Source organism: Catellatospora chokoriensis (assembly GCF_011297315.1).
GTDB lineage: Bacteria > Actinomycetota > Actinomycetes > Mycobacteriales > Micromonosporaceae > Catellatospora > Catellatospora citrea.
Map to the genome: position 1 here is coordinate 218232 of NZ_JAAOTI010000008.1, position 24114 is coordinate 242345.

Genomic DNA, 24114 nt, shown 5'->3' on the forward strand with positions numbered 1-24114 from the left:
ATCCCGTGATAGCACCAATCTGGCTCGACGTACTCGACGAAACCGCCCGCCTCAGCGCGGCCCACGGCCGCACCGACCTGGTCGAGTCGGTGCAGCAGAAGCGAACCCAGCTGCTGGACCCCCGACTGCGCGTCCTCGTCCTTGGCGAGCCCGGACAGGGCAAGAGCCAGCTCATCAACGGCCTGCTCAACGCCCCGGCCTGCCCGGTCGGCGACGAACTCACCACCGTGCTGCCGACCGTCGTCACCCACGCCGACACCCCGACCGTCGCGCTGGTCCACACACCACCCGCCGGCAACCGCCCCGGCGGCGCGATCACCGAGCCGGACCGCACCCCGCTGCCGCTCGACCAGGTCGCGGCCGCGGTCGCCGGCAAGCTCGGCGGCCACCCCGGCGCGGCGCACGTCGAGATCGGCCTGCCCCGGGCCCTGCTGGGCAGCGGCATGGTGCTGATCGACACCCCCGGCCTCGACGCGCTCGACCCCACGCAGCTCGACGCGCTCACCGCCTTCGCCCGCGCGGACATCGTCCTGGTCGCCTCCGACGTCAACAGCGAACTGTCGCCATCGGAGATCTCGACCATCGGGCACCTGGCGCAGTCGCACGCACGGGTCGCCCTGGTGCTCACCAAAATCGACCTGTCACCGCGCTGGCGCGACGCCGCCGAGCAGTCCCGCCGCCGCCTGGCCGCGATCGGGGTGCGCCCGGCGGTCCTGCCCGTCTCCGCCGACCTGCGGCTGCGGGCCGCGGGCAGCAACGACAGCGCCGTCAACGCCGAATCGGGGTTCCCCGCGCTGCTGGCCCGCCTCAACACCGACCGGGCCGCCAAGACCGGCGAACTCGCCCGGGCCGCCGTCGGGCAGCTGACCCGCACCGTCATCGAGCAACTGGCCGCACCGCTGCGCACGGAGCCTGCCGAGGCGCGCCCGGAGCCGGCCCCCGGGCCGCTGTCCCGCCTGCACGAGGCCCAACGCACCGTCGACGAGCTGCGCCGGTGCTCCGTACGCTGGCAGCACACGCTCAACGACGAGATGGCCGACCTGCTCTCCGACCTCGAGTACGACCTGCGCGACCGGACCCGCAAGATCCTGCGCAAGGTCGACGAGGTCTTCGACAAGGCCGACCCGCTGTCGGACTGGGACACCTTCGCCCAGTGGCTCGACGAGAACCTCCTCGAAGCCGACGAGGCCAACCACGGCTGGATGCTCCAGCGCTTCGACGTCATCAGCCGCCGGGTCGCCGAGCACTTCCTCGCCTACGGCCACGGCGACGACACCGCGCCGGGCTGGTCGCCGGCCTCCCGTGAGCACCTCACCGAGAACGTGCCGCTCATGGAGCAGCCCTACGTCGAGCGGTTCACCTACGTCCAGAAGTTCTTCACCGGACTGCGCGGGTCCTACGGCGGCATCCTCATCTTCGGCCTCGCCACGAGCCTGGCCGGCATGCCGCTGATCAACCCGGTCTCGCTCGGCGCGGGCGCCCTGTTCGGCGCGAAGACGGTCCTGGACGAGAGCCGCGGGCTGCTCAAACGGCGCCAGGCCACGGTGAAGGCGGCCGCCCAGCGCCACGTCGACGACTTCTTCCTGCTGGTCAGCAAGGACTGCCGGGACATGGTGCGGCAACTTCAGCGGCTGCTGCGCGATCACTACACGGCACTCACCGAGCAACTCCAGCAGCAGATCGTCGAATCCCTGCGCCGCGCCAAGCTGGCGGCCGACGCCGACGTCGCCGAACGCGACCAGCAGATGCGCCAGCTCGCCGTGCTGCAGGAGCAGGCCCGCCGGCTCGCCGCGGCACCCGCCGGAGCCCGGGCATGAGCCACCACGCACCCACCCTCGACGACGCCGTGCGCCGGCTCCTGCAGGAAGCCTGGAACCTGAGCGGGGAGGACGGCCACGCCGCGGCACAGCTCGACCGCCTGTACGGCCGGCTCCAGGAGCCGCTGCACATCGCCGTCGTCGGGCCGCGCCGATCCGGCAAGTCCATGGTGGTCAACGGGCTCATCGGAGACCAGGTCGCCCCACTGCCGCTCGGCGACGGCCACGACGTCGTCACCCGGTACACCGACGGGGCACAACCGCACGTCACCGCATGGACCGCCGACGGCGCCGCCCGCGAACTGGCCACCACCCGCACCGCCCACGGCCTGCGGCTGGACCCGCGCACCACCCGGCGCTCGGGGATCACCGACCTCAAGGTGGCCTGGCCGGCCCGCTCACTGCGACACCTGACCCTCGTCGACACCCCCGGCGCCGACCCCGCCGACGACGGACATCGCGCCGCGACCGAGCCCGCCGTCGGCGAAGCCGACGCGATCCTCTACGCGAGCCCGGAGATCCGCGTCACCGACCTGCACACCCTCCAGAACACCCAGTACGGCACGGTTGCGACAGCGACACCCGTCAACACCGTCATCGTGCTGACCCACGCCGACCAGGTGGGCGGCGGACGCATCGACGCGCTGCTCACCGCCCGCCAGCTCGCCCGCCGCCACCAGCGCGATCCCGCGGTGACGGCCACCTGCTCAGGCGTCGTCGCCTACGGCGGCCTCGTCGCGCTCGCCGGCCGCACCCTGTCCGACGCCGACTTCACCGCCGTGGCCGCCATCGCGGCCGCGCCACGCGACGCCCAGGACGCGTGCCTGATGTCGGCCGACCGGTTCGCCGGCGACGACTGCCCGCTGCCGATCGACGCCGACGTGCGCCGCCGGCTGCTCCACCGCTTCGGCATCCACGGCGTACGCCTGGCCACGACGCTGGCCCGCACCGGCTGCGCCACCCGCACCGAACTCGCCGCCGAACTCGTCCGGCGCAGCGGGCTCGCCGAACTCCGCGAGGTCATCACCGCCTGCTTCGTCGAACGGCGCACCGTCCTCAAGGCGCGCACCGCACTGGCGGGCCTGGACCGGCTGGCGGACCGCATGCCCGGCCAGGACGGCGCCCACCTGCGGGCGCGGATCGAACAGCTGCTCGCGACCGCGCACGACTTCCGCGAGCTGCGGCTGCTGGCGGCGATGCGGTCCGGGCAGGTCGCGTTCACCGCCGACGCCGGCGCGGAAGCACACCGGCTTCTGGGCGGCGACGGCACCGACGCCGCGGTCCGGCTGGGGGCCGATCATGAGCTGTCCGGCGGCGAGCTGCGGGACCTGACCGCCGACGCCATGCACCGCTGGCAGCAGCACGCGGAGGACCCGCGGCTGGACCTGCACCAGCGGCGGGCGGCCGCGGCCGTCGTACGCAGCTGCGAAGGCATGCTGGTCGGCCTGGGCCGGTGACGGCCTCTGCCGGCCGTCGCGGTCAGCGGTCGCGTGGCGTCACCAGGCCTGACTCGTACGCGAAGACGACGAGCTGGGCGCGGTCGCGGGCGTGCAGCTTGGCCATCGCCCGGTTGACGTGAGTCTTCGCGGTCAGCGGGCTGATCACCATGTGCTCGGCGATCCGGTCGTTGGACAGCCCCCGCGCGACCAGCACGACAGCCTCCCGCTCCCGGTTGGTCAGCCACTTCAGGCCGTCAGCCGCCCCGGTGCGCGGCGGCTCGGCGACGTACCGGTCGATCAGCCGGCGTGTGATCGACGGCGCGAGCAGCGCGTCGCCGCGCACCGCCACCCGCACGGCGTGCAGGAAGTCCACCGGCTCCACGTCCTTGACCAGGAACCCGGCCGCACCGGCCCGCAGCGCCTCGAAGACGTACTCGTCCAGGCCGTAGTTGGTGAGGATGACGACGTGCACCCCGGCCAGGGCCGGGTCGGCGGCTATTCGCCGGGTGGCCTCGATACCGTCGACGACCGGCATCTGGACGTCGACGAGCGCGACATCCGGCAGGTGCCGCCGGGCCAGTTCCACGCCCTGCGCACCGTCGGCGGCCTCGGCCACCACCTCGATGTCGTCCTCCGCGTCGAGCAGCGCACGGAATCCGCTGCGGATGAGCGGCTGGTCGTCGACGAGCAGGACGCGGATCATCGGGCCTGGTCCACCGGCAGCTCGGCGTGGACGGTGAAGCCGCCCTCGCCGCGCGGTTCCGCCCGCAGTCGGCCGCCGAGGGCGGTGACCCGTTCCCGCATCCCGAGCAGCCCCACACCGGGCGTCGGAGCGGTGCCGGGGAGCGCCGCGCCGTCGTCGTCGACCCGGATCGCGAGGCAGTCCGCCCGGTAGTCGATCCGGACCGAGGCCGTCGCGGCGGCCGCATGCCGGGCGATGTTGGTCAGCGACTCCTGCACGATCCGGTACGCGGTCCGGTCCACGGCGGCCGGCACGTCCTGGCGTCGGCCCACGACCGTCAACGTCGCGTCCAGGCCGGTCGTGCGGGCCCGCTGCACCAGCGCCGGGACATGGTCGAGCCCGAGCGGTGGGGCCTTGTCGTCGTCACGCAGCGCCTCCAGGGTGGCTCGCAGCTCCCGGGCCGCCTCCCGCCCGGCCTCCTCGATCGCGAGCAGCGCCTCCGGCACCTGCTCGCCCCGTTTGCGGGCCAGATGGACGGCGACCGCGGCCTGCACCTTGATGACCGAGATCTGATGGGTGAGCGAATCATGCAGCTCCCGCGCGATGTGCAGGCGCTCCTCCTGGGCGCGCCGCAACGCGGTCTCCTCCCGGGTCCGCTCGGCTTCGTCCGCCCGCCGCTCGGCCTGCCGCAGCGCCTCGCCGGCGGCGCCGGCGGCCACCAGCCACGCGATCTCCAGGGCGCCGCGCGAGCGGGCGAGCGCTTCACCGACGGGCGTGTCCGGCGACAGGGCGAGCACCGCGAGCGGGAGCGCGGCCAGCATCGCCGCCGCCGCCGCGATCGTGACGATCCGATGACCGGCCCGCACGGCGGCGTACACCGCGAACAGGAACGCGACGGCCGGCACGTCGAAGCCGAGCGCCTGGTGGCCGACAGCGCACAGGCCGGTGACCACCAGGACGGGGACCGGAGCCCGCCGCCGCGCGACCAGCGCCAGGCCGCCGCCCGCCAGCAGCACGTAGCCGAGCAGGTCGAGGCCCTCGCCGGAGCGGTTCCCGGGCAGCCCGGCGACCAGCAGCGTCACCGCCACGCAGGCAGCGATCGCCCCGTCGGTGACACCGGCTGGAATCCGGAACCGTTCGGCGCTCATGCGCGCACCCTAACCGGATCCCGGCGCGGGCGACTCCTCCCCGCAGACGAGCGGCCGCATACCGCACCCGCAGTACCTTCCCGGCGGCTACGGCGTGCACAGCAGCCGGATCCGGCACCGGTGGCAGCACGGATCGCCTCCGTCCGCACGACGACCGGCCGCCCGCGCCGCGACATGCTCAAGCGACGTCCGAACCTCGGAAGCCGGACGCAAGAAGGAGGACAGGAAATGAACACGTCGAAAGCACTGAGGCCGGTCCGGCTGGTGCTCACCGTGACCGCAGCCGCCCTGGTCGGCGGTTTCGCCATCGCCGCGCCGGCGGCCGCGCACCCGTCGGCCCAGCCCGCCGCCGCGAACGTCTACACGATGAGCGCCGGGCGGCTCGGCGCCAGCGCGGCCGCCCTGCTGGGGCTGGCCGGCCTGATCATTGGAGGGCTGGCGCTGGCCCGCCCCACCGGTCGGTTCGGCACCCGCACCGGGCGGCTGGGGGCCGCCATGGCGCTGGCGGGCGGGCTGCTCAGCATCGCCCTCGGCGGGCTGGTCGCGGCGACCGCCGACGGCGGCGTCGGCACCGGCAACGGGCTGGGCGGCGCCTACGTGGCCTTGGTCGTGGGGCTGATCGCCGTGATCCTCGGCGGGCTGGCCATGGCCCGCTCCCGCCGCACCGGCTGACCCGGCCACGGCTAGCGTGGGCGCATGACGCGCAGGTGGGTTCCCCCGATTCTCTTCGTGCTGATCGGGTTCGCGGTGGCGGTGCGGCAGGTCAGCACCGGGTCGACCGGTGCCGGTGTGGCAGTGGGGCTGGTCTTCACCCTGTTCGCCGTGGCGCTGTCGCCGCTGGTCTTCCCCCGGTCGCTGGCCGCGGCCGAGGCGCAGCGGCGCAGCGCGGCCGACGGCAGGCCGATCATCTACTGGCGGCCCGGTTGCCAGTTCTGCCTGCGTCTTCGTATCCGCCTGGGCGCTGCGGGCCGACGCGCCCACTGGGTCGACATCTGGCGTGACCCGGAGGGCGCGGCGGCGGTGCGGGCCGTCACCGGCGGCGACGAGACGGTGCCGACGGTCGTGGTCGCCGGGCAGCCGCACGTCAACCCCGACCCGGGCTGGCTGCGCGGACAGCTCGCCCGATAAGAGCAAGCGCGTGACCGGCCGGGTGCTGTCGCACCCGGCCGGAGTTTTCAGCGCCGTGCGGGACTGTGCGGCTCGGAGCCGTGTGGGTGGAACATGGTGCGCGCCAGCAGGAGAAGCATCACCAGCAGGCCGCCGAGCAGGGCGAGCCACGACCAGGCCCAGCCGACCGTGAAGGTCAGCACCACGAATCCCGCGAGCGCGGCGATCCAGATGGCGGCCGTGTAGATGCCGAACCGGGCGGCGGCCGCGGGGTCGCCCGCGAACACGTCTCCGATCTCCTCGTGTTCGCGCTGCAGCCGGACCATCCACGGCTTGTGCCGGTTGGTCTGGGTCACGCCCAGGTAGGTGAACGCGACGGCGGCGGCGATCAGGAGCACGCCCGCGGCGACCAGCAGCCCGACCGGCCACTGCGGGTAGGCGGCCGCCACGCAGCCAGCGCCCGCCAGTCCCGCCGCTGTGGCCGTGCCATAACTGACCGCGCGGCCGACCGGCAGGGGGTAGCTGGCGGTGGTCTCCTGGCGCAGCGCGTCGGCCACGATGACGCCACCGGCCACCGCCAGCACCGCGACGGCGAGCGGCTGCCAGCCGGCCACCGCCGTGTCCAGCACGGACCAGACGAGCACGGCCAGCGCCGCCGCTGCCGGCAGCGACAGCAGCAGGGTCCGGACGACGTACGCCGGTCGCGGCCGGACCCGCTGGTCGCGCCAGGCCGGTGCGGGCGGCGTCGCGGCGGTCTCCGTCACGATCGACCGGATGTCGCCCAGTTCGGCCATCGCGCGCTGCGCGCTGGCGTCGCGGCTGACGCCGGACCGTTCGAGTTCGGCCATCCGGGCGACCAGGTTGGCGCGCATCTCCTCTTTAAGATCACGGGCTTCGGGGGTCATCTCGATTCCGGCGAACGCCTCGTCGAGCAGGCGGTGGATCGCCAGGCTGTCGTCGGTCATTGTTGCCGCCTTCCGGGTCGCGTGGAGCCCGTGCGGGCTGCCTTGCCGAGATCGAGCAGGGTGTCGATGAGGCCTCGGGTGATCTCCCAGGCTCCGACGTTGTCGTGGTACACGGCACGTCCCGCATCGGTGATGCGGTAGTACTTGCGGCGGCCGCCCTGGGTCTCGTCGCCCCAGTACGCCTCGACCAGGCCGTCCTTGAGCAGGCGGCGGTAGCTCGCGTAGAGCGTCGCCTCCTTGATCTCGTAGGCGCCGCCGGTGGCGTCACGGATCGTCTTGAAGATCTCGAAGCCGTAGCTCTCGCCCTGGCTCAGGACCGCCAGCACGATCGTGTCGGTATGCCCTCGCAGGAGGTCGGCGGCGAACGCGTCGCTCGCCAGAAAGGTATCGCTGTCAGACTTCTCAGGCACGTTGAGTACTCTAGCAGATAAAGTACTGAAGGTGCGAGGGGTCATTCGCCTGTCCAGGGCAGGCTGTTCGCGGTCGTCACCTCACCGGGTGTCGCGGCGCAGCGGGTGGTCGGCGGGGACCTCGACGAGCACGATGGCCACGCCGTCGGGGTCCTCGATCCACATCTCGTCCAGGCCCCACGGCTCGCGCTGCGGCTCGCGGACGATCACCGCGCCCAGGGCCGCGAGCCGTTCATGCTCCGCCCGCAGGTCGCGGACCTGCAACCAGATCCGGATCGGTCCCGAGGGTCCGCCGTCGGCCTTGCCGGACACCTCGAGCATCCCTTGGCCGAGGAAGAAGACCCGGCCGGGATCGTCGGGCGGCCCGAACTCCCGGTACACCGCCAGCCCGAGCACGTCCCGGTAGAAGCGGCGGGACCGTTCGGGGTCGGCCGGGCGGAGCAGGACGCGGCTGCTGAGAACCTCCATGACCTGATCATCGCGCGACGGCGGCGCGGGCACCGGTGGCTCGGCATTAGTTGCACGTACCGACGAATGCGCATACGCTGACCGACGCGCGGATGAGTCAGGGCAGCGACCAGCGATCGGGCATACACGCCTGCGGGCATGACGCGATCCGCCCCTGTCCTGGGGCCTCCTCCAGAGGTAGGTCATGAAAAGACTGCTCACTTCCGTCGGTGTCGCCGTGCTGGCCACCGCCGCATCCATCCTCGTCGCCGTCAGCCCCGCTGACGCGGCCGTCGGGCTGCACATCAGTGGCCGCAACATCGTCGAGGCCAACGGCCAGAACTTCATCATGCGCGGCGTCAACCACGAGCACGTCTGGTTCACCGGCCAGACCAGCTCGTTCGCCGACATCAAGGCCGCCGGCGCCAACACCGTGCGCGTCGTGCTCGGCAGCGGCAAGCGCTGGGGGCCGTCCACCGACGTCGCCAACGTCATCTCCCTGTGCAAGCAGAACCGGCTGATCTGCGTCCTGGAGGTGCACGACACCACCGGCTACGGCGAGGACGGCGCGGCCGCTACGCTCGACGAGGCCGTCAACTACTGGATCAGCCAGAAGGCCGCCCTGGTGGGCCAGGAGAACTACGTCGTCATCAATATCGGCAACGAGCCCATCGGCAACACCAACGCCGGCCAGTGGACCGCCGCGACCACCGCCGCGATCCAGAAGATGCGCACCAACGGCTTCCAGCACCTGCTCATGGTGGACGCGCCGAACTGGGGCCAGGACTGGCAGTACGTCATGCGCGACAACGCCCAGACGATCCTCAACGCCGACACCCAGCAGAACACGGTGCTCTCGATCCACATGTACGACGTGTTCAGCACCGCCACCGCGATCCGCGACTACCTCGACCGCTTCAAGAACAACGGCTGGCCGCTGGTCATCGGCGAGTTCGGCTGGCAGCGCTCGCCCAGCAACGTCGACGACCAGACCCTGATCGCCGAGGCGAACGCCCGCGGCCTGGGCTACCTCGGCTGGTCCTGGGCCGGCAACAACGACCCGTACCTGGACATGACGGTCAACTTCGACCCCACCCAGCTCACCACGTGGGGCCTGCGGCTGTTCAACGGCGCCAACGGCATCAAGGCCACCGCCAAGGAGGCCACGATCTTCGGCGGTACGCCGTCGCCGAGCGCCACAGCGTCCCCGCGTCCCTCCGCCTCGCCGAGCACCTCCCCGTCGCCGAGCTCCTCGCCGTCGCGGAGCACCTCGCCCTCACCGAGCGCGTCGCCGTCACCCGGCGGGCGCGGCTGCACCGCCGCGTACTCGATCGTGGGCCAGTGGCCGGGCGGCTTCCAGGCCGACGTGCGGGTGACCGCGGGCAGCGCGGCGATCAGCGGCTGGACGGTGACCTGGACCTTCGCCAACGGCCAGACCGTCACCCAGGCCTGGAGCGCCACGGTGACCAGCAGCGGATCGGCCGTGACCGCCCGCAACGTGAGCTACAACGGCAGCCTGGCCGCCGGCGCGGGCACGACCTTCGGGTTCCTCGGATCGTGGAACGGCAGCACGAACAGCGTCCCTGCGGTGACCTGCACCGCGAGCTGATCGTCAGCGGAGAGCCGGCCCGGGCGGTCGACGCCCGGGCCGGACCCGCGACCTTGCCCGGGCCTGCCATGCTCGGTCCGTGCCGACCGTCTACCAGAGCAGTGGCAACCGCCGCCGCGGCCGCGGCCGCCGTGCCCGCGTACTGCGCACGCTCGGCATCGTCGCGGCCGTCGCCGTCGTCGGGGCCGCCGCCCTGTGGCTGTGGCCCGCCGGTCCCCGGCTGCTGTTCCAGCTGCCCGCCGCGTGCGGCGAGAAATGGCAGCTGGGCACCTATCCGGGCCACGGCGAGCACGACGTCGACCTGTTCCCGATGTCCGGGCAGTCCTGGGGGCATCCCGTGCTCGCGTCCTACGGCGGGACGGTCGTCGAGGCAGGGATCAACGGGGAGCTGGGCGGGCGCACGCCGCAGAACCCGCAGGGCCCGCGCGGCAGCGGCGGCGGCTACTGGGTGAAGATCGACCACGGCGGCCGGTGGTCTACCGTGTACATGCACCTGCTCGAACCGCCGATGGTCGAGCAGGGCCAACGCGTCGAGCAGGGCCAGCAGATCGGCAAGGTCGGCAGCACCGGCGACTCCGGCGCGGCGCACCTGCACTACGAGCAGCGCCGCGGTCTGCAGACGGTGGAGAGCTGGTTCGACGGGGCCGCGTCGGGCATCACGCACGACGACCGGGAGTACACCGTCCTGCGTACCAGCAACAACTGCGTCGACAAGAAGCGCTAGCCGGCCGCTGTGCTCCCGCTCGGACCTCAGCGGCCGAGCCCACCGCCGCACGCCGTGCCGAAGCGGTGCACAGCCGCGCGCCGACCCCGGTACGGCTGCCAGCCGAGTTCGGTCAGCGCGGGCGCGCCGCCGGCCGCGAACGACAGCCACGCCGAACGCAGCGCCCTGCCGTGTTCGGTCACGTCCGCCCAGCGCTGACCGGCGAGCATCGGCGCCTGCGCCCACGCGGCCTCGTCGCCGAACAGCCACGGCAGGTCGCTGCAGTGGCCCGCCCGGTAGGGCGACGCCGAGGCCGGGCCGTCGATGCCGTACACGAAGACCCGCGCCCCGGCCCCGCTCAGCAGCCTGGCGAACCGCAGCGTCGGCCGGGTGAAAGCCGTCCAGGTGACCACACCGATGACGCCGTTCTCGACGGCCCGCCCGACCAGCGGCACCCGCGCGGAGATGGGACCGCCGCCCAGGAAGTAGGCCATCTCGCGGCGGGTGGTGCCGAGCACCACGTCGAGGTCGGGCGCACCCGCCCGGCACGCGGAGAGCCAGCCTTCGGCGTCGGGCAGCGGATCCGCGCCGGCCACCGGCCCGTACGCCGGGGTGAATCCGCGTCCGGCGACATCGCGTTCGGCCGCCTGCTGCGCCACGAGCAGCTGTTCGAGCGAGGCCCCGGACGGGTCGCCGCCGAGCCGGGCGAGGAAACGTTCGCCCAGCCGCCCGGTGTCGGCCGCACCGCCGAGGCCCAGTCCCAGTGGCGGGCTCTGCAGCACGACCCGGCGGAACAGCGGCCTCGCCCGCGCCACGCCGAGCAGGCAGGCGATCGAGTGGGCGCCGGAAGACTGCCCGACCAGGGTGACGTTGCCGGGGTCGCCGCCGAGGCCGGCGGCGTTGTCGCGGACCCAGCGCAGCGCTTCGAGCTGGTCCAGCAGGCCCAGGTTGCCGGGGGAGACGCCGGGCGCGGACAGGTAGCCCAGCGCCCCGAGCCGGGAGTTGACGCTGATCACGACCACGTCGCCCTCGCGGGCGAGCCGATCGGTCCGGTAGCGGTCCCACGAGCCGGCCCCGGAACGGTACGAGCCGCCGTGCAGCCAGACGATCACCGGCCGGCGCGCCCCGTCGGCCGCCGGGGTGACGATGGTCAGGTTCAGGCAGTCCTCGGACTGGACACCGATCTCGGGTGAGCCGCCGGCCGAACCCGGCCGGGCCGGCGGCTGCGGGCTGACACCGCCGTGCGCGACCGCGTCGCGTACACCCGGCCAGGGCTGCTCAGGCACCGGCGGGCCGAACCGCGGGGCGGTGGCGTAGCGTACGCCGCGCAGCACGGTCAGGCCGTTCTCCTGCCGCCCTCGCAACGTGCCGCCGCAGACCGTGACCAGCACGTCCGCACCGGCGGCGAGCGGGTCGCCGCTGCGGGCGGGGGAGTCGGACAGCACCGGCGACCTGCCTTTCGTTCGGCGTCGACGGCCGACCGGGGGCTGGTCCGCGGCCAGACGCGACGATGCCACGATATTCCGGAGAAGTCCGTGGATGCACCCCGGCGGTGTGCCGATCCGGTCACGCCGAGGCGACGGCCCCGTCGTCGCTCCGCTGCCCGGAACGTCGCTGCGCACCCGGCAGCGCCGCCGCGCCCAGCGCGCTCTCCAGCTGCTCCCAGCGGGTGACGAGATCCGTGATCATGAGCATCATGACGTCGGGGAACGCGTACAGGAACGTCTGGTAACGGTAGTGGTCCAGGTAGTAGAGCTCCACGTCGCTCAGGGCGGTGACGGTGGCGGTGCGGGCGCTGAAGAACAGGTCGTGCGCGCCCAGCAGCGCGCCGCGGGTCATGGTCGTGCGCTCGTAGACGCCGCCGAAGTCGACCTCGACCTGCCCACCGGCGATCAGGTAGATCCCGTGGGCGTCGTCGTCCTCGCGGCACACGGCCTCGCCGGGGGCGAAGGTCAGCTCGTCGAACATCGAGGCCAGCGTCTCCAGCTCGGCGTCGACCAGCGGCGCGAACAGGCGCACTCCGTACGGGTCCACGCTGCCGCGCAGGCAGGCCACCCGTTCGCGCAGATCCTGGTCGCTGATGTGGCTCATGCGCATACGCGCGAACCGTTTCATCCGGTCGATGTCGCGCCGCTGGCGGCGCGGGGTCTCCGCGCTCGGTGCGGTGTAGAGGGTGGTGTCGCCGCTGATGCGGGCGGCCTCGCGCAGGCCCGACTCGTACGCGCTGTGCACGCAGCCCCAGTGGTAGCCGTTCGTGGCCTCGCCCGCGAAGTACAGCCGCCCGCCGACCGGTTCGGCGAGCACGCCGATGTCCTTGGGGGAGGCGTCGACGCCGATGCACGAATAGGAGCCGCGGGCGAACGGGTCGCCGGACCAGCCCGTGCGGGAGACGTGCGCGGGGGCGGGCGCGTCGGGGCCGAAGATGTCCTGGACCACGGTGGCGCTGTAGTCGGCGACCTGCTCGTCGGACCAGGTCTCCAGCTCGCGGCCGAGCGAGCCGCCCAGCAGCATCACCAGGATCGGCTTGCCGTGCGACCGCCACATGCTGATCACGACCGTGGGATGGCGGTCGGTGTCGCGGCACAGGTAGCCGAAGGCGTACTGCTCCTGCGGCCAGAACGGCTCCGGGAAGTGCAGGGCGATCTTGTTGAGGGTGCCGAAGCCCAGCTGCGCGATCGCCGACTGCTTGGCTGCCGGCAGTGGCGGATCGAAGGCCACGGCCCCGCTCTTGAGGACCCCGAGCGGCAGCGTGACCAGCACTTTGTCGGCCGTGAAGGCGCCCCGGTCGGTGACGACCCGCACGGGTCCCTCGCCGGCCTCGATCCGTGCCACGACATGGTTCAGCCTGATGTCGAGGCCGTCGGCGAGGGCGTCCACGACGGACTGGTAGCCACGGTGCAGGACGCTGTCGCCGTGGCCGTAGACCAGGTAGCCGTCCTCCCAGTGCTTGAGCGACAGCCGGTCGGCGTCCTCGGCGACGTCCTCGCGCAGCACCACGTTGAGGTGGTAGCGCACGGCGTGCTCGTCTTCGGGACCGTAGTCGCGGGAGGCGAGGATCTGGCCGATGGCCTCGGCGAGGGAGGTGTCGGGGTGTCCGCGCCTGCGCGCCCGCTCCGCGCGCTGTTCGAGTTCGTGCAGCACTCCGTCGGCCAGCTCCAGGGTGCGGTTCTTCGCGGCCTGGCTGGTGATCCGCCGGTCCGTGCCGAACAGGTCCAGATTGTCGAAGCCGCCGGTGTAGGAGCTGTCGCCGCCCACATAGCTGTAGGGGATCTCCAACCGCTCGACCAGCTCGGTGATCGGGTTGCCTTCGGTGCCGTGGATCCAGTGCGCGCCCAGGTCGACACCGTCGGCATCGGTCCAGATGCGTCCTCCGACGCGGTCGCGGGCTTCCAGGATCGTGACGGGGTGGCCGAGTCCGCGCAGCGCCTGTGCCGCCGCCAGCCCGGCGATCCCGGCCCCGATCACGAGAATGCGGGGCAGGCCGGCGGCGTGATCCGGCTCGGGCGACGACGACACGAGGTGGTGCCCGATTTGGTCAGACATACGAAGATTGTGGAGTACGCGGGTCGCAGAGTGGAAGAGGCAGAAAAAGGGGCAGAACGGGCGGCGCGTCGCCCGGTGGCACATCGGTGTTCAGGAGGTGACGAGCGCCGGCTCGCTCACTTCACCTCGAACACGAACCGGTGCACGGACTGCCCGGCCGGCGCGACGGTGATGCAGCTCAGCCGGTACACCCGGTCCGGCCGGGCCTGGTGATCCGAGGCGACCACCTCCTCCAGAGCGGCATGCGGGCAGCCGTGCGCGAGCGTGACCAGGTCGCCCCAGCTCGCCGCGCCGGCTGTCAGCGTCGGCTCGCGGCGGCTGATGAAGACCTCCTCGACGGGCAGTTCCCGCTCGGCGTCGATCTCGTCGGTCAGTTCGAGCCGCCCGTCGGGCCGCCAGCGGAAGCGCCGGACCAGCGACCGCAACCCGGCCACCTCGTACGCGCCGGTCAGGTCGAGGTCGAAGCTGAGCGTGTCGCCGTCGTCGCGGAATAGCAGGACCTTCGCGGCCCGGTCCGCACCCGGCAGTTGCCCCTGGCCGTCGACGATCGGGACCGAGTGGCCGCGCGCCGACGGGTGCAGGTATTCATAACGGCCGGGTCCGAAGTAGCCGGCGGTGTACTCGCCCGCGCCGAGGTCGTCCAGCACGCTCTGGCCGCGGGTGTGCAGGACGAAGTGGCCCAGGTCGTTGTGGTTGTGCGGCTCGTCGTTGTGGCCGCCCTTGGCGGCGAACGCGAACCGGCCGCGGTGGACCACCCAAGCCAGGTCGGGCAGGTGGCTGGTCGCCTCGGCAGTGATCGCGGGCGTGCCGGGCCGGAACCAGGCCAGCGTGCGCGACAGGTGCCCCCACCGGTAGCAGTGGTCGTCGTGCAACGACGGCACGACCCGCGCGGGCGGGGTGCCGAACCGCTCGGCCAGCCGGGTGAGCAGCCCCGCGGGCAGCCACGGCCGCTCGGAGGCGTCCGAGAACGGCACGTACGCGCCGCCGCCCAGCGCCACCCGGTGCGGGAACGCCGCGATCTGGGCCACCTTCGCCGAGTCGAGCAGGTCCTCGCCGGTGTGCTCGCGCAGCGCCTCGGCGAAGTACACGAAGTAGCCGTAGCCGTAGACCCAGTAGTCCACGCCTTCGGCGCACCCGCCGTCGTCGCCGAATCCGGCCAGGTAGCGGTCCATGGCCCGGCGGCTGCGGTCGAGCATCGTGGCCAGCCGGGAGGCGTCGGCGGAGGAGCCGCCCAGCAGCGCCAGGGCCGCCATCCCGGTCGCCCCGGCGCACACCGCCTCCCAGTTGTTGCCGAAGCCCTCCCAGTTCAGCGGCCGGTCGTCGGTGTAGGGCACGAAGACCCGGCGCTCCACTTCGGCGCGCACCCGGTCGGCGACGCGGCGGTCCAGCCGGTCGCCCAGCGCGGCCACGGTCTCGGCGAGGGTGTGCGCGGTCTCGGCGGCGAACAGGTCCAGGCACTGCTCCGGGCCGCGGTCCTGGTCGGCGCTGTGGCGCACGTGCGCGGGCAGGGCCCAGGTGTACTCGTCGCAGACCGACCACAGGGTGTCGGCCAGCGGCCCGAGGTCGGTGTCCGGGGCGAGCAGCGCCTGAGCGGCGCGGGCGGCCAGCCGGGCGCGGCGGCGGAAGTAGCGCCGCTCGTACCGGATGCGGTTGCCCGTGTCGAAGTAGTCCCGGTAGGCGGAGAAGCCCAGCTCAGGCATGGAGTCGTCGGCGGCCGCGGCGCGGATGTCGCGCAGCAGCGAGGTCAGCTCGCCCGTCGGGCGGGGGAAGGAAGTGTCGGGCATGGTCGCGCGGCCGTCAGGGGCGGGCGCCGCTGGAGTCGCGCACGATCAGCTGCGGGCTGACCGACACCCGGTGCACGGGCCGTGCCGGGTCCTGCAGACGCTGGGACAGCAGCTGCATCGCGCTCTCGCCGATGTTGTACTTCGCCGGCCGGACCGCACTCAGCGCCGGGTTGGCCAGGCCCGCGACCTCGTCGTCGAACGCGACCACGGCGAGGTCGTCCGGGACGCGGATGCCGCGCTCCTCGCATCGTGCGACCAGCGAGATCGCCTCCCGGTCGGAGTGCGCCAGCAGCGCGGTGGTGCCGCTGGCGGTCCACGCGTCGATGCCGCGGTCGATCTCGTCGTCCCATCTGGGGTCGCGGTGATCGGGGCTGATCAGTTCCGGGGCGTCGAGTTCGAGGCCGATCGCGGCCACGGTCTGCTGCCAGCCGCGCCGCACCGCCGGGGTGTGCGGGCTGCTGGCCGAGGCCAGGAAACCGACTCGGCGGTGGCCGCGCGCGGCGAGGTGCCGCACGGCCAGGCTCGCGCCGAACGCGTGGTCGGTGAAGACGGACTCGACGTGCTCCTGATACAGGCCGACGGTCGCGGTGCGCTCGACGAACACCACCGGGATGTCGAGCCCGGCCAGCCAGTCGATGAGCTGCGCGGCTTCGTCGCCGAGGGTGGGCGGTGCGATGAGCAGGCCCTGGATGCCGGCGGTCTCCAGCAGCCAGGCGGTCTGGCGGCGCGTGTCGGCGACGTCGTCATAGGAGGATCCGCGCAGCACGATGCGAACCCCGGCGTCGGGCGCGGCGTCGCGGGCGCCGCGGACGATCTCCGGCCAGTAGTAGTCCAGCGACGGGACGACCATGCCGACGGCGGGCAGCGACGCCTCGTCGACGGTCGTGGACCTGCCCGGATCCTCGACGGCGACGCTGAACTGGGGCTGCCCTTCGCCGTTGCGGGGCAGCCGGATGCCGCCGTGCACACGTTCGATCGCGCCTTCGTCGGCGAGCTGGGCGAGGTCGCGGCGCACGGTGACGGTGGTGACGCCCAGCGAGCGGGCGATTTCGCTGACCCGCAGCGTGCCGTGGGCATGCAGGTCGGCCAGGAGCCGCTCGCGGCGCTGGTCCGGCAGCAGCGGTGGCTCGGACAGGGTCACGGCTGGGCCTCCACGGTGATGTCGCGCGCGTCGGGCTCGATTGTGCACGGACGCGTGGCGTGGCACGGCACGCGGCGGGCCGCCGTCCGGACGGACCTGACCGGCCCGGACGGGCATCGATGGCAGGTCGCTCGCACCATCGTCGCCTCCCTCACAGATCAAACGAACATATTCGTTCACAAAGAAAAGGCCAGGTCTACGCGTTCCATGTTACAGCTTCGTAACGGGCACTTGTCGTGCAGTTTCCGGGCTGGTCTACTCATCGCACTGTTCGAACGAACATAAACAAACATATCAGCAAGGCTTTGGGAACCCGGGAGAGGCCACCGCATGTACCGTCCGCAGGCACTGCTCGTGATGCGGCCCGACACGTTCCGGATCCAATTCGGGCCCCAGGAGCTGCAACGACTGCGGACGCTGGCCGACCTGGGCGATCCGATCTGGACCGACGACCTCGATGACCCGCACACCCGGGCCCGGCTGGCCGACACCGACGTGCTGCTCACCTCGTGGGGCGCGCCCACCCTCACCCCGCAGCGGCTGGCCGCCGCGCCCCGGCTGCGGGCCGTGCTGCACTGCGCGGGCAGCGTCCGCAACCTCGTCTCCGACGAGATCTGGCGCCGCGGCATCCTCGTCACCAGCGCCGCCGAGGCCAACGCCACGCCGGTCGCCGAGTACACGCTCGCCGCGATCGTCTTCGCGGGCAAGAAGGCCCACGTGCTGGCCGCCGAATCGCGGCTGCGCCCGGCCGACTGGGACGACGTGCACCACCGCGAGGACCTGTCCAACTACGGCCGCACCATCGGCATCGTCGGCTTCTCCCGCATCGGCCGCCGCGTCGTCGAACGGCTGCGGACCCTCGACACCGCGCAGGTGCTCGTCACCGACCCGTACGCCGACCCCGTCGCCGTCGCCGCCGCCGGCGGCCGCCTCGTCGAGCTGGACGAGCTGCTGACCCACGCCGACATCGTCTCGCTGCACCTGCCCGAACTGCCGCAGACCCGGCACGCCATCGGCGCCCGCGAGCTGGCCCTGCTGCCCGACGGCGCGACGGTCATCAACACCGCGCGCGGCGCCGTGCTGGACACCGCCGCGCTGGAGCGCGAATGCGCCACCGGCCGGCTCAACGCCATCCTCGACGTCACCGACCCCGAGCCACTGCCCGCCGGATCGCTGCTGGCCCAGCTGCCCAACGTCATGATCACCCCGCACATCGCCGGGTCGCTCGGCTCGGAGACCCGGCGCCTGAGCGCCCAGGCCCTCGACGAACTCGAACGCTTCGTCCACGGCAGACCCCCGATCGACGCCGTCACCAGCGAAGCACTGGAGATGATCGCATGAGCGGGCACCGCACCGCCGTCGACGAGCGCAGCGCGAGCATCTCGCCGTACACCGGCTGGACCCGCAGCGAATGGGCGGCGCTCGCCGACCACCTGCTCGCCTCCGCCTGGCAGCACGCCTCACCCACCGGCGCGCTGATCACCCCGCCCGGGACGCCCGGCGGCTACGGCACCGCCGTCGACGGCCTGGAAGGCTTCGCCCGCACGTTCCTGCTGGCCGGGTTCCGCATCGCCGGCGAGCACGGCCGCGACCCCCACCACCTGCTCGAACGCTACGCCGCGGGCATTGCCGCGGGGACCGACCCGGGCTCGCCCGAACGCTGGACCACGCCCCGCGAACACGGCCAGGCGAAGGTCGAAGCCGCGTCGATCGCGCTGATCCTCGACCTGACCCGGCCGTGGCTGTGGGACAACCTCGACCCGGGCGTGCAGCAACGCGTCGTGGACTACCTCGCCCAGGTCGTCGGCGACCACACCTACCCCCAGACGAACTGGGTGTGGTTTCGCATCGTCGTCGAGCAGTTCCTCGCCTCCGTCGGCGGCCCGTGGTCACCCGACGACATCGCCGCCGACCTGGCCACGCACGAGTCTTTCGCCCGCGACGGCGGCTGGTACTGCGACGGGCCCGAACGCAGCTACGACCACTACGCCGGCTGGGCCCTGCACCTGTACCCGATCCTGTGGAGCCGGATGACCGGCGCGCAGGCGCAGGCCGCACCGCTGCTGCCCGAGTACACCCGGCGTCTGGACCGCTACCTGCTCGACGCGGTGCGCCTGGTCGGCGCGGACGGCTCGCCGCTGATCCAGGGCCGCAGCCTCACCTACCGCTTCGCCGCCGCCGCCCCGTTCTGGGCCGGCGCGCTGGCGGGCACCGGCGCGCTCGCGCCCGGACTGCTGCGCCGCGCCGCGTCCGGGATCGTCAAGCACTTCACCGACCGGGGCGCGCCCGACGCCGACGGGCTGCTCACCCTCGGCTGGCACCACCCCTGGCGGCGCATCGCCCAGCGCTACTCCGGCACCGGCTCGCCCTACTGGGCGTCCAAGGGCCTGCTCGGGCTCGCGCTGCCTGCCGAGCATCCGGTGTGGACCGACGTCGAGCAGCCGCTGCCCGTCGAGCAGGCCGACCAGTTCGCCGTCATCACCGCGCCCGGCTGGGCGCTGTCGGCGACCGCGGCCGACGGCGTGGTGCGGGTCTACAACCACGGCACCGACCACGCCCGGCCCGGCGACCGCAGCACCGACTCGCCGCTGTACGCCCGGCTCGGCTACTCCACCGCGACCGCGCCGGCGATGGACGACGACGGCTGGGACTGCCCGCTCGACCAGTCCGTGGTGCTGCTCGACACGCACGGCGAGGCCACCCACCGCAGCGGCTTCACCACCCTGGACGTACAGCTGCTCGGCGGCGACGCGGCCGTGCTGGCCTCCCGCGCCCGCTGCCGCTGGGTCAAGCCGGACCGCAACGCCCCGGACCACGGCTCCGGCCTGCCCGGCGACGCCGTCGACGCGGCCACCGTCACCACGGTGTCGGTCGTACGCGGCGCGTGGGAGGTGCGGCTCGTGCATGTCGACCCCGCGGGCGCGCCCGGCTGGGACCAGGTCACGGCGCTACGTGTCGGCGGCTGGCCGGTCCCGGCGGGCGTCGCCGACGACCGGTCGACCCCTGTGCTCGCCCGCCCGCGACCGGCGGCGGACACACCCGACGCACGCACGGACCCGGCAGGCACGCCGTTGTCCGAAGGCCCGGCCCAGCCCGTCGCCGAAGCCGTGGGCACGACGCTCACCTCGACCGCGGTGGGGCTGCACGGCCTCGACGTCGCCGGGGTGCACACCGTGCACGACGCCACCCCGCTGGCCGAACGCACCGCCATCCCCTGGCTGCAGGCCAGGCCCGGGCCGACCGCCTGGCACATCGCGGCGTTCGCGCTCAACGGCGGCGCACCCGCGCCGCTGGCACAGATCTCGGGACCCGAGGACGCGCCGGTCGTCCGGGTCACGTGGCCCGACCAGGTCACCACGACGGCGGCGCTGCCCGCGCCGCCGACCGGCCCGCACCACCACGCACAGAACAGATCCTCCGCCGCGTGAGCGGCCGTCCTTAGGAAGGAACGTTCGTGAAGAGAAGGAAGATGCTGGCAGCGGTCGGTCTGGCGATGGCAGTCGCGCTGCCGCTGACCGCGTGCGGCTCCGGCGAAGACAACGCCGAGAGCGGCCCCGTCGAGCTGACCGTCGCCGTGTGGAGCCTCGCCTCCACGCCGGAGTTCCAGACCCTGTTCGACGCCTTCCACAAGGCGAACCCGGACATCACCATCAAGCCCGTCGACATCCTCGCCGCCGACTACCCGACCAAGGTCACCACGATGCTCGCCGGCGGCGACACCACCGACGTCATCACCATGAAGACGCTGGCTGACTACGTCCGCTTCGCCGGACGCGGGCAGCTCAAGGACATCACCTCGGCCGCGACCTCGGCCGAGGGCGCCAAGCTCGCCGGGCTCGACCAGTACAAGCAGGACGGCGACAAGTACTACGCGCTGCCGTACCGGCAGGACTTCTGGGTCCTGTACTACAACAAGAAGATGTTCGACGCCGCGAAGCAGCCCTACCCGACGAACCTGACCTGGGACCAGTACGTCGAGCTGGCCAAGAAGCTCACCACCGGCACCGGCGACAAGAAGGTCTACGGCGCCTACCAGCACACCTGGCGCTCCATCGTGCAGGCCATCTCCGCCGCGCAGACCGGTGGCGACCAGCTCGCCGGCGACTACAAGTTCTTCGCCGACCAGTACAAGACCGCGCTGGCTCTGCAGGAGGCCGGGGCCACCCTCGACTTCGGCACCGCGGTCACCCAGAAGACCGGGTACGCCTCGATGTTCGAGTCGGGCAAGACCGCGATGCTGCCGATGGGCACCTGGTACATCGCCAAGGTGCTGTCGGAGAAGAAGAAGGGCACCACCGACGCGGACTGGGCCATCGCCCCGATGCCGCAGCGCCCCGGCGCGACCGGTGTCACCACCTTCGGGGCGCCGACCGCGTTCGCGGTCAACAAGAAGGCCAAGCACGCCGCCGCGGCGCAGAAGTTCGTCGAGTTCGCCAGCTCCCTGGAAGGCGCCAAGGCGATCACCGGCATCGGCGTGGTCCCGGCCTACCAGAGCGACGAGATCCGCCAGCAGTACTTCGCGCTGCCGGGCATGCCCACCGACGACCTGTCGAAGAAGGCCTTCACCCCGGACAAGGTGAACCCCGAGATGCCGGTCAGCGACAAGACGGCGAAGATCGACACGATCCTCAACGAGGAACACCAGCTCATCATGACCAAGCAGAAGTCGCTCGACGACGCGATCAAGGAGATGGAGTCCCGCGTCAAGAACGAGGTCAACTGACGAAGGTACGCGGGGACGGCCGCCCGGCCGTCCCCGCGTGACCCGGGAGGACGAGATGGCAGACCTGCTCACCGCGACGCCGGCGACCGCGAGCGCCGCGCCTTCGCCACGGGCGCGCGACAGACGGCGCGCCCGGCGCAACACGCTCATCGGCTGGAGCTTCATCCTGCCGAACTTCCTCGGCTTCGCCGTGCTCACCCTCGTGCCGGTGCTGGCCGCGTTCGCCCTGTCGTTCATGGAGTGGGACTCCTACAACCCGCCCGAGTGGGTCGGCCTGGACAACTTCCAGCGGCTGCTGAACGACGAATCCACCAAGATCGCGCTGCGCAACACGGCCTTCTACGCCCTCGGCCACGTGCCGCTGACCATGCTCGCCGCGCTCGGCCTGGCACTGCTGCTCAACCGCAAGATCGCCGGCGTCGGCTTCTTCCGCGCCGCCGCGTTCTTCCCGTACATCACCTCGATGGTCGCCGTGGCCATCGTCTGGAACATGCTGTTCAACCCGGAGTTCGGGCCGGTCAACCAGTTCCTGCAGTTCGTCGGCGTGGACAGCCCACCGGGCTGGACCACCAGCACCACCTGGGCCATGCCCGCGGTCATCCTCACCAGCGTCTGGCGCGACATGGGCTACTACATGGTGCTGTTCCTGGCCGGCCTGCAGGCGATCCCGGTCGAGCAGTACGAGGCCGCCAAGGTCGACGGCGCGAGCACCTGGCAGCGCTTCCGCGCCGTCACCCTGCCCGGCCTGCGGCCGGTCACCTTCCTCGTGCTCGTCCTGCTGACCGTGCAGAGCTTCAAGGTGTTCGACCTCATCGTCGTCATGACCGACGGCGGGCCCGGCCGGGCCACGCTCGTGCTGTCCCAGCAGATCTACCGCCGCGGCATCATCGAGGGCGAGTTCGGCTACGCCTCGGCGATCTCGCTCGTGCTGTTCCTGCTCGTGCTGGTCTTCACCCTCGTCCAGTTCTGGTTCAACAACCGCCGGGAGCGCCGATGAGCACCGCAGACACGGCCGCCGCCCCGCGCGCACGCGGCCCGCTCGCCCTCGCCCGACGGGTCGCCGTGTACGTGGTGCTGGCCGCGGCCGCGCTGCTGATCCTGGTCCCGTTCCTGTGGATGGTCAGCGCCTCGCTCAAGCGCAACAACGACGTCTTCAGCATCCCGATCCAGTGGATCCCCCAGGACTTCCAGTGGGGCAACTTCACCGAGATCTGGACCCGGGTGCCGCTGGCGACCTACCTCGGCAACACCGTGTACCTCAGCCTCGTCATCACGTTCCTGCAGGTGCTGACCGGCAGCTTCGCCGCCTACGGGTTCGCCAAGGTCCGCTTCCGCGGGCGCGACACGCTGTTCATGCTGTACATCGCGACCATCGCCGTGCCCTGGCAGGCGTACATGATCCCGCAGTACATCATGATGCAGAAGGCCGAGCTGACCGACACCTTCTGGTCGCTGATCCTGCTGCAGGCGTTCGGCGCTTTCGGCGTCTTCCTGATGCGCCAGTACTACCTGACCATCCCGGACGAGCTGTGCGAAGCGGCCCGCGTCGACGGCCTCAGCGAGTACGGCATCTGGGCGCGCATCATGCTGCCGCTGTCGAAACCGGCGCTGGCGAGCCTGGCCCTGCTCACCTTCGTCAACACCTGGAACGACTACATGGGGCCGTTCATCTACCTGACCAGCAACGACCTGTGGACGATCCAGCTCGGCCTGCGCTCGTTCGTGGGCCAGTATGACGCCGACTACGCGATGATGATGACGGGTTCGGTGCTGTCCGTGCTGCCCATCATGATCATCTTCCTGCTCGGCCAGCGCCACTTCATCCAGGGCGTCGCCTCCTCCGGCATGAAGGGATGAGCTGACATGCGACTGCTCGCCCGGCTGCCCTACGACACCGTCTTCGGCACGGTGTACGCCGGACTGAAGATCAACCTGTGCCTGGTCGCCGCCTGCCTGCCCCTGCTCGCGGCACTCGTCGTCAGCGGCAGCCCCCTGCCGGCCTGGCCGTTCTTCACCGCACTGGCAGTGGTCTGCGGCCCGGCCGCCGCCGCCGCGTTCGCCGCGTTCCGCGGCCTGTCCGAGGGCGAGCACCGCGTCGGCCGGACCTTCTGGACCGCGTACCGGAACTCGTTCGGCCGGGCGCTGGCCGTCGCCGGCGCCGCGGCCGCCGCCGTGATCGTGCTCGCCGTCGACTTCCAGCTCGCCCTCGGCGGCCCGTTCGGCGCGGTCACCCCGCTGCTCGCGCTGCTCATCGCGCTCGTCGCCGCCACCGCCACCGCGCTGCTGGCCGCAGACGCCAAGCTGACCCGGAAGACGACACTGGCCTGCGCCTACCTGTCGCTCCGCTACTGGTACCTCAGCCTGGTCAACCTCGCCGTCCTCGGCATCCTGGCCGCCGCGATCGTCGCCAGACCCGCGGTCGGCCTGTTCCTGCTACCCGCCCCCGCCCTCTACGCCGTCTGGGCCAACGCCCGCCACCTCACCGCCGCCCTCCGTTAGCGCAAAGCAAGGGCACCGTCACACCGCACGGCGCCATGGAACTGCCCTTCGAACCTCCCGGCGGTGAAGACGCCCCGCCTCCACCCGAAGATCGTGA

The 24114-nt window shown here is 72.2% G+C and carries 21 protein-coding genes; 12 read left to right on the forward strand and 9 right to left on the reverse strand.

The annotated features are described in order from the left end of the window. Positions 1–5 precede the first annotated feature (5 nt). Positions 6–1817 carry a dynamin family protein gene (locus HAV39_RS14470; protein WP_239120545.1) on the forward strand — a complete coding sequence of 604 codons (1812 nt, stop codon included), beginning with the start codon at positions 6–8 and terminating at the stop codon, positions 1815–1817. Continuing rightward, positions 1814–3274: a dynamin family protein gene (locus HAV39_RS14475; RefSeq protein WP_191839729.1), complete on the forward strand. Its 1461-nt coding sequence runs from the start codon at positions 1814–1816 to the stop codon at positions 3272–3274. Before HAV39_RS14470 ends, HAV39_RS14475 begins: the two co-directional genes overlap by 4 nt. A gap of 22 nt (positions 3275–3296) precedes the next feature. Here the strand turns inward: HAV39_RS14475 and HAV39_RS14480 are convergent, their stop codons facing one another. Both HAV39_RS14480 and HAV39_RS14485 read right to left on the reverse strand, forming a co-directional pair. Then, on the reverse strand, positions 3297–3959 hold the full coding sequence (locus tag HAV39_RS14480; RefSeq protein WP_191839730.1) for a response regulator: 663 nt from the start codon (positions 3957–3959) through the stop codon (positions 3297–3299). Then, positions 3956–5086, reverse strand: coding sequence for a sensor histidine kinase (locus tag HAV39_RS14485; protein ID WP_191839731.1), 1131 nt, complete (start codon positions 5084–5086; stop codon positions 3956–3958). The genes HAV39_RS14480 and HAV39_RS14485 overlap by 4 nt, the downstream gene beginning before the upstream one ends. Positions 5087–5314: 228 nt before the next feature. Here HAV39_RS14485 and HAV39_RS14490 point away from each other — a divergent pair, with 228 nt between their 5' ends. Continuing rightward, complete coding sequence (locus HAV39_RS14490; RefSeq protein WP_191839732.1) at positions 5315–5758, forward strand: DUF6223 family protein; 444 nt, start codon at positions 5315–5317, stop codon at positions 5756–5758. 24 nt (positions 5759–5782) lie between these two features. Beyond that, positions 5783–6214, forward strand: coding sequence for a glutaredoxin family protein (locus HAV39_RS14495; RefSeq protein WP_191839733.1), 432 nt, complete (start codon positions 5783–5785; stop codon positions 6212–6214). Positions 6215–6261: 47 nt separating this feature from the next. Here the strand turns inward: HAV39_RS14495 and HAV39_RS14500 are convergent, their stop codons facing one another. From HAV39_RS14500 to HAV39_RS14510, 3 genes are all read right to left on the reverse strand, one after another. Then, a complete protein-coding gene (locus HAV39_RS14500) occupies positions 6262–7158 on the reverse strand; it encodes a permease prefix domain 1-containing protein (RefSeq protein WP_191839734.1) in 897 nt (298 codons plus the stop codon). After that, a complete protein-coding gene (locus HAV39_RS14505) occupies positions 7155–7568 on the reverse strand; it encodes a PadR family transcriptional regulator (RefSeq protein ID WP_230689756.1) in 414 nt (137 codons plus the stop codon). Before HAV39_RS14505 ends, HAV39_RS14500 begins: the two co-directional genes overlap by 4 nt. An 81-nt stretch (positions 7569–7649) precedes the next feature. After that, positions 7650–8036 carry a VOC family protein gene (locus HAV39_RS14510; RefSeq protein ID WP_191839736.1) on the reverse strand — a complete coding sequence of 129 codons (387 nt, stop codon included), beginning with the start codon at positions 8034–8036 and terminating at the stop codon, positions 7650–7652. A 184-nt stretch (positions 8037–8220) separates the two neighbouring features. Here HAV39_RS14510 and HAV39_RS14515 point away from each other — a divergent pair, with 184 nt between their 5' ends. Further along, entirely contained in the window at positions 8221–9624 is a 1404-nt protein-coding gene (locus tag HAV39_RS14515) for a cellulase family glycosylhydrolase (protein ID WP_191839737.1), read from the forward strand. Between the two features lie 79 nt (positions 9625–9703). Then, complete coding sequence (locus HAV39_RS14520; RefSeq protein WP_191839738.1) at positions 9704–10348, forward strand: M23 family metallopeptidase; 645 nt, start codon at positions 9704–9706, stop codon at positions 10346–10348. Between the two features lie 26 nt (positions 10349–10374). On the opposite strand, the gene HAV39_RS14525 is transcribed toward HAV39_RS14520, so the two are convergent. From HAV39_RS14525 to HAV39_RS14540, 4 genes are all read right to left on the reverse strand, one after another. Then, entirely contained in the window at positions 10375–11772 is a 1398-nt protein-coding gene (locus tag HAV39_RS14525) for a carboxylesterase family protein (protein WP_203736235.1), read from the reverse strand. 121 nt (positions 11773–11893) lie between these two features. Beyond that, positions 11894–13870, reverse strand: coding sequence for an FAD-dependent oxidoreductase (locus tag HAV39_RS14530; protein ID WP_191839739.1), 1977 nt, complete (start codon positions 13868–13870; stop codon positions 11894–11896). 116 nt (positions 13871–13986) lie between these two features. After that, positions 13987–15654: a heparinase II/III family protein gene (locus HAV39_RS14535; protein ID WP_191839740.1), complete on the reverse strand. Its 1668-nt coding sequence runs from the start codon at positions 15652–15654 to the stop codon at positions 13987–13989. Between the two features lie 13 nt (positions 15655–15667). Then, positions 15668–16795, reverse strand: coding sequence for a substrate-binding domain-containing protein (locus HAV39_RS14540; protein ID WP_203736234.1), 1128 nt, complete (start codon positions 16793–16795; stop codon positions 15668–15670). A gap of 330 nt (positions 16796–17125) precedes the next feature. Here HAV39_RS14540 and HAV39_RS14545 point away from each other — a divergent pair, with 330 nt between their 5' ends. The 6 genes from HAV39_RS14545 to HAV39_RS14570 are packed head-to-tail and all read left to right on the forward strand — an operon-like array spanning position 17126 to position 24017. After that, positions 17126–18136, forward strand: a complete 1011-nt coding sequence (locus HAV39_RS14545) for a hydroxyacid dehydrogenase (RefSeq protein ID WP_191839742.1) — start codon at positions 17126–17128, stop codon at positions 18134–18136. Beyond that, a complete protein-coding gene (locus tag HAV39_RS14550) occupies positions 18133–20223 on the forward strand; it encodes a DUF2264 domain-containing protein (RefSeq protein ID WP_191839743.1) in 2091 nt (696 codons plus the stop codon). The genes HAV39_RS14545 and HAV39_RS14550 overlap by 4 nt, the downstream gene beginning before the upstream one ends. 26 nt (positions 20224–20249) lie before the next feature. Then, positions 20250–21518: an ABC transporter substrate-binding protein gene (locus HAV39_RS14555; protein WP_239120544.1), complete on the forward strand. Its 1269-nt coding sequence runs from the start codon at positions 20250–20252 to the stop codon at positions 21516–21518. A gap of 55 nt (positions 21519–21573) precedes the next feature. Beyond that, positions 21574–22515: a carbohydrate ABC transporter permease gene (locus HAV39_RS14560; RefSeq protein WP_191839744.1), complete on the forward strand. Its 942-nt coding sequence runs from the start codon at positions 21574–21576 to the stop codon at positions 22513–22515. Continuing rightward, positions 22512–23375, forward strand: coding sequence for a carbohydrate ABC transporter permease (locus HAV39_RS14565; protein WP_191839745.1), 864 nt, complete (start codon positions 22512–22514; stop codon positions 23373–23375). The genes HAV39_RS14560 and HAV39_RS14565 overlap by 4 nt, the downstream gene beginning before the upstream one ends. Positions 23376–23381: 6 nt before the next feature. Then, a complete protein-coding gene (locus tag HAV39_RS14570; protein ID WP_191839746.1) occupies positions 23382–24017 on the forward strand; it encodes a DUF624 domain-containing protein in 636 nt (211 codons plus the stop codon). Positions 24018–24114 lie beyond the last annotated feature (97 nt).

What these genes read in the sequence shown, in the direction of transcription:
- HAV39_RS14490 (WP_191839732.1), top strand. Translation starts at nt 5,315, where the DNA reads ATGAACACGTCGAAAGCACTGAGGCCGGTCCGGCTGGTGCTCACCGTG.
- HAV39_RS14560 (WP_191839744.1), top strand. Translation starts at nt 21,574, where the DNA reads ATGGCAGACCTGCTCACCGCGACGCCGGCGACCGCGAGCGCCGCGCCT.
- HAV39_RS14570 (WP_191839746.1), top strand. Translation starts at nt 23,382, where the DNA reads ATGCGACTGCTCGCCCGGCTGCCCTACGACACCGTCTTCGGCACGGTG.
- HAV39_RS14530 (WP_191839739.1), bottom strand. Translation starts at nt 13,870, where the DNA reads ATGTCTGACCAAATCGGGCACCACCTCGTGTCGTCGTCGCCCGAGCCG.
- HAV39_RS14550 (WP_191839743.1), top strand. Translation starts at nt 18,133, where the DNA reads ATGAGCGGGCACCGCACCGCCGTCGACGAGCGCAGCGCGAGCATCTCG.
- HAV39_RS14500 (WP_191839734.1), bottom strand. Translation starts at nt 7,158, where the DNA reads ATGACCGACGACAGCCTGGCGATCCACCGCCTGCTCGACGAGGCGTTC.
- HAV39_RS14510 (WP_191839736.1), bottom strand. Translation starts at nt 8,036, where the DNA reads ATGGAGGTTCTCAGCAGCCGCGTCCTGCTCCGCCCGGCCGACCCCGAA.
- HAV39_RS14545 (WP_191839742.1), top strand. Translation starts at nt 17,126, where the DNA reads ATGTACCGTCCGCAGGCACTGCTCGTGATGCGGCCCGACACGTTCCGG.
- HAV39_RS14495 (WP_191839733.1), top strand. Translation starts at nt 5,783, where the DNA reads ATGACGCGCAGGTGGGTTCCCCCGATTCTCTTCGTGCTGATCGGGTTC.
- HAV39_RS14475 (WP_191839729.1), top strand. Translation starts at nt 1,814, where the DNA reads ATGAGCCACCACGCACCCACCCTCGACGACGCCGTGCGCCGGCTCCTG.
- HAV39_RS14480 (WP_191839730.1), bottom strand. Translation starts at nt 3,959, where the DNA reads ATGATCCGCGTCCTGCTCGTCGACGACCAGCCGCTCATCCGCAGCGGA.
- HAV39_RS14515 (WP_191839737.1), top strand. Translation starts at nt 8,221, where the DNA reads ATGAAAAGACTGCTCACTTCCGTCGGTGTCGCCGTGCTGGCCACCGCC.
- HAV39_RS14565 (WP_191839745.1), top strand. Translation starts at nt 22,512, where the DNA reads ATGAGCACCGCAGACACGGCCGCCGCCCCGCGCGCACGCGGCCCGCTC.
- HAV39_RS14535 (WP_191839740.1), bottom strand. Translation starts at nt 15,654, where the DNA reads ATGCCCGACACTTCCTTCCCCCGCCCGACGGGCGAGCTGACCTCGCTG.
- HAV39_RS14485 (WP_191839731.1), bottom strand. Translation starts at nt 5,086, where the DNA reads ATGAGCGCCGAACGGTTCCGGATTCCAGCCGGTGTCACCGACGGGGCG.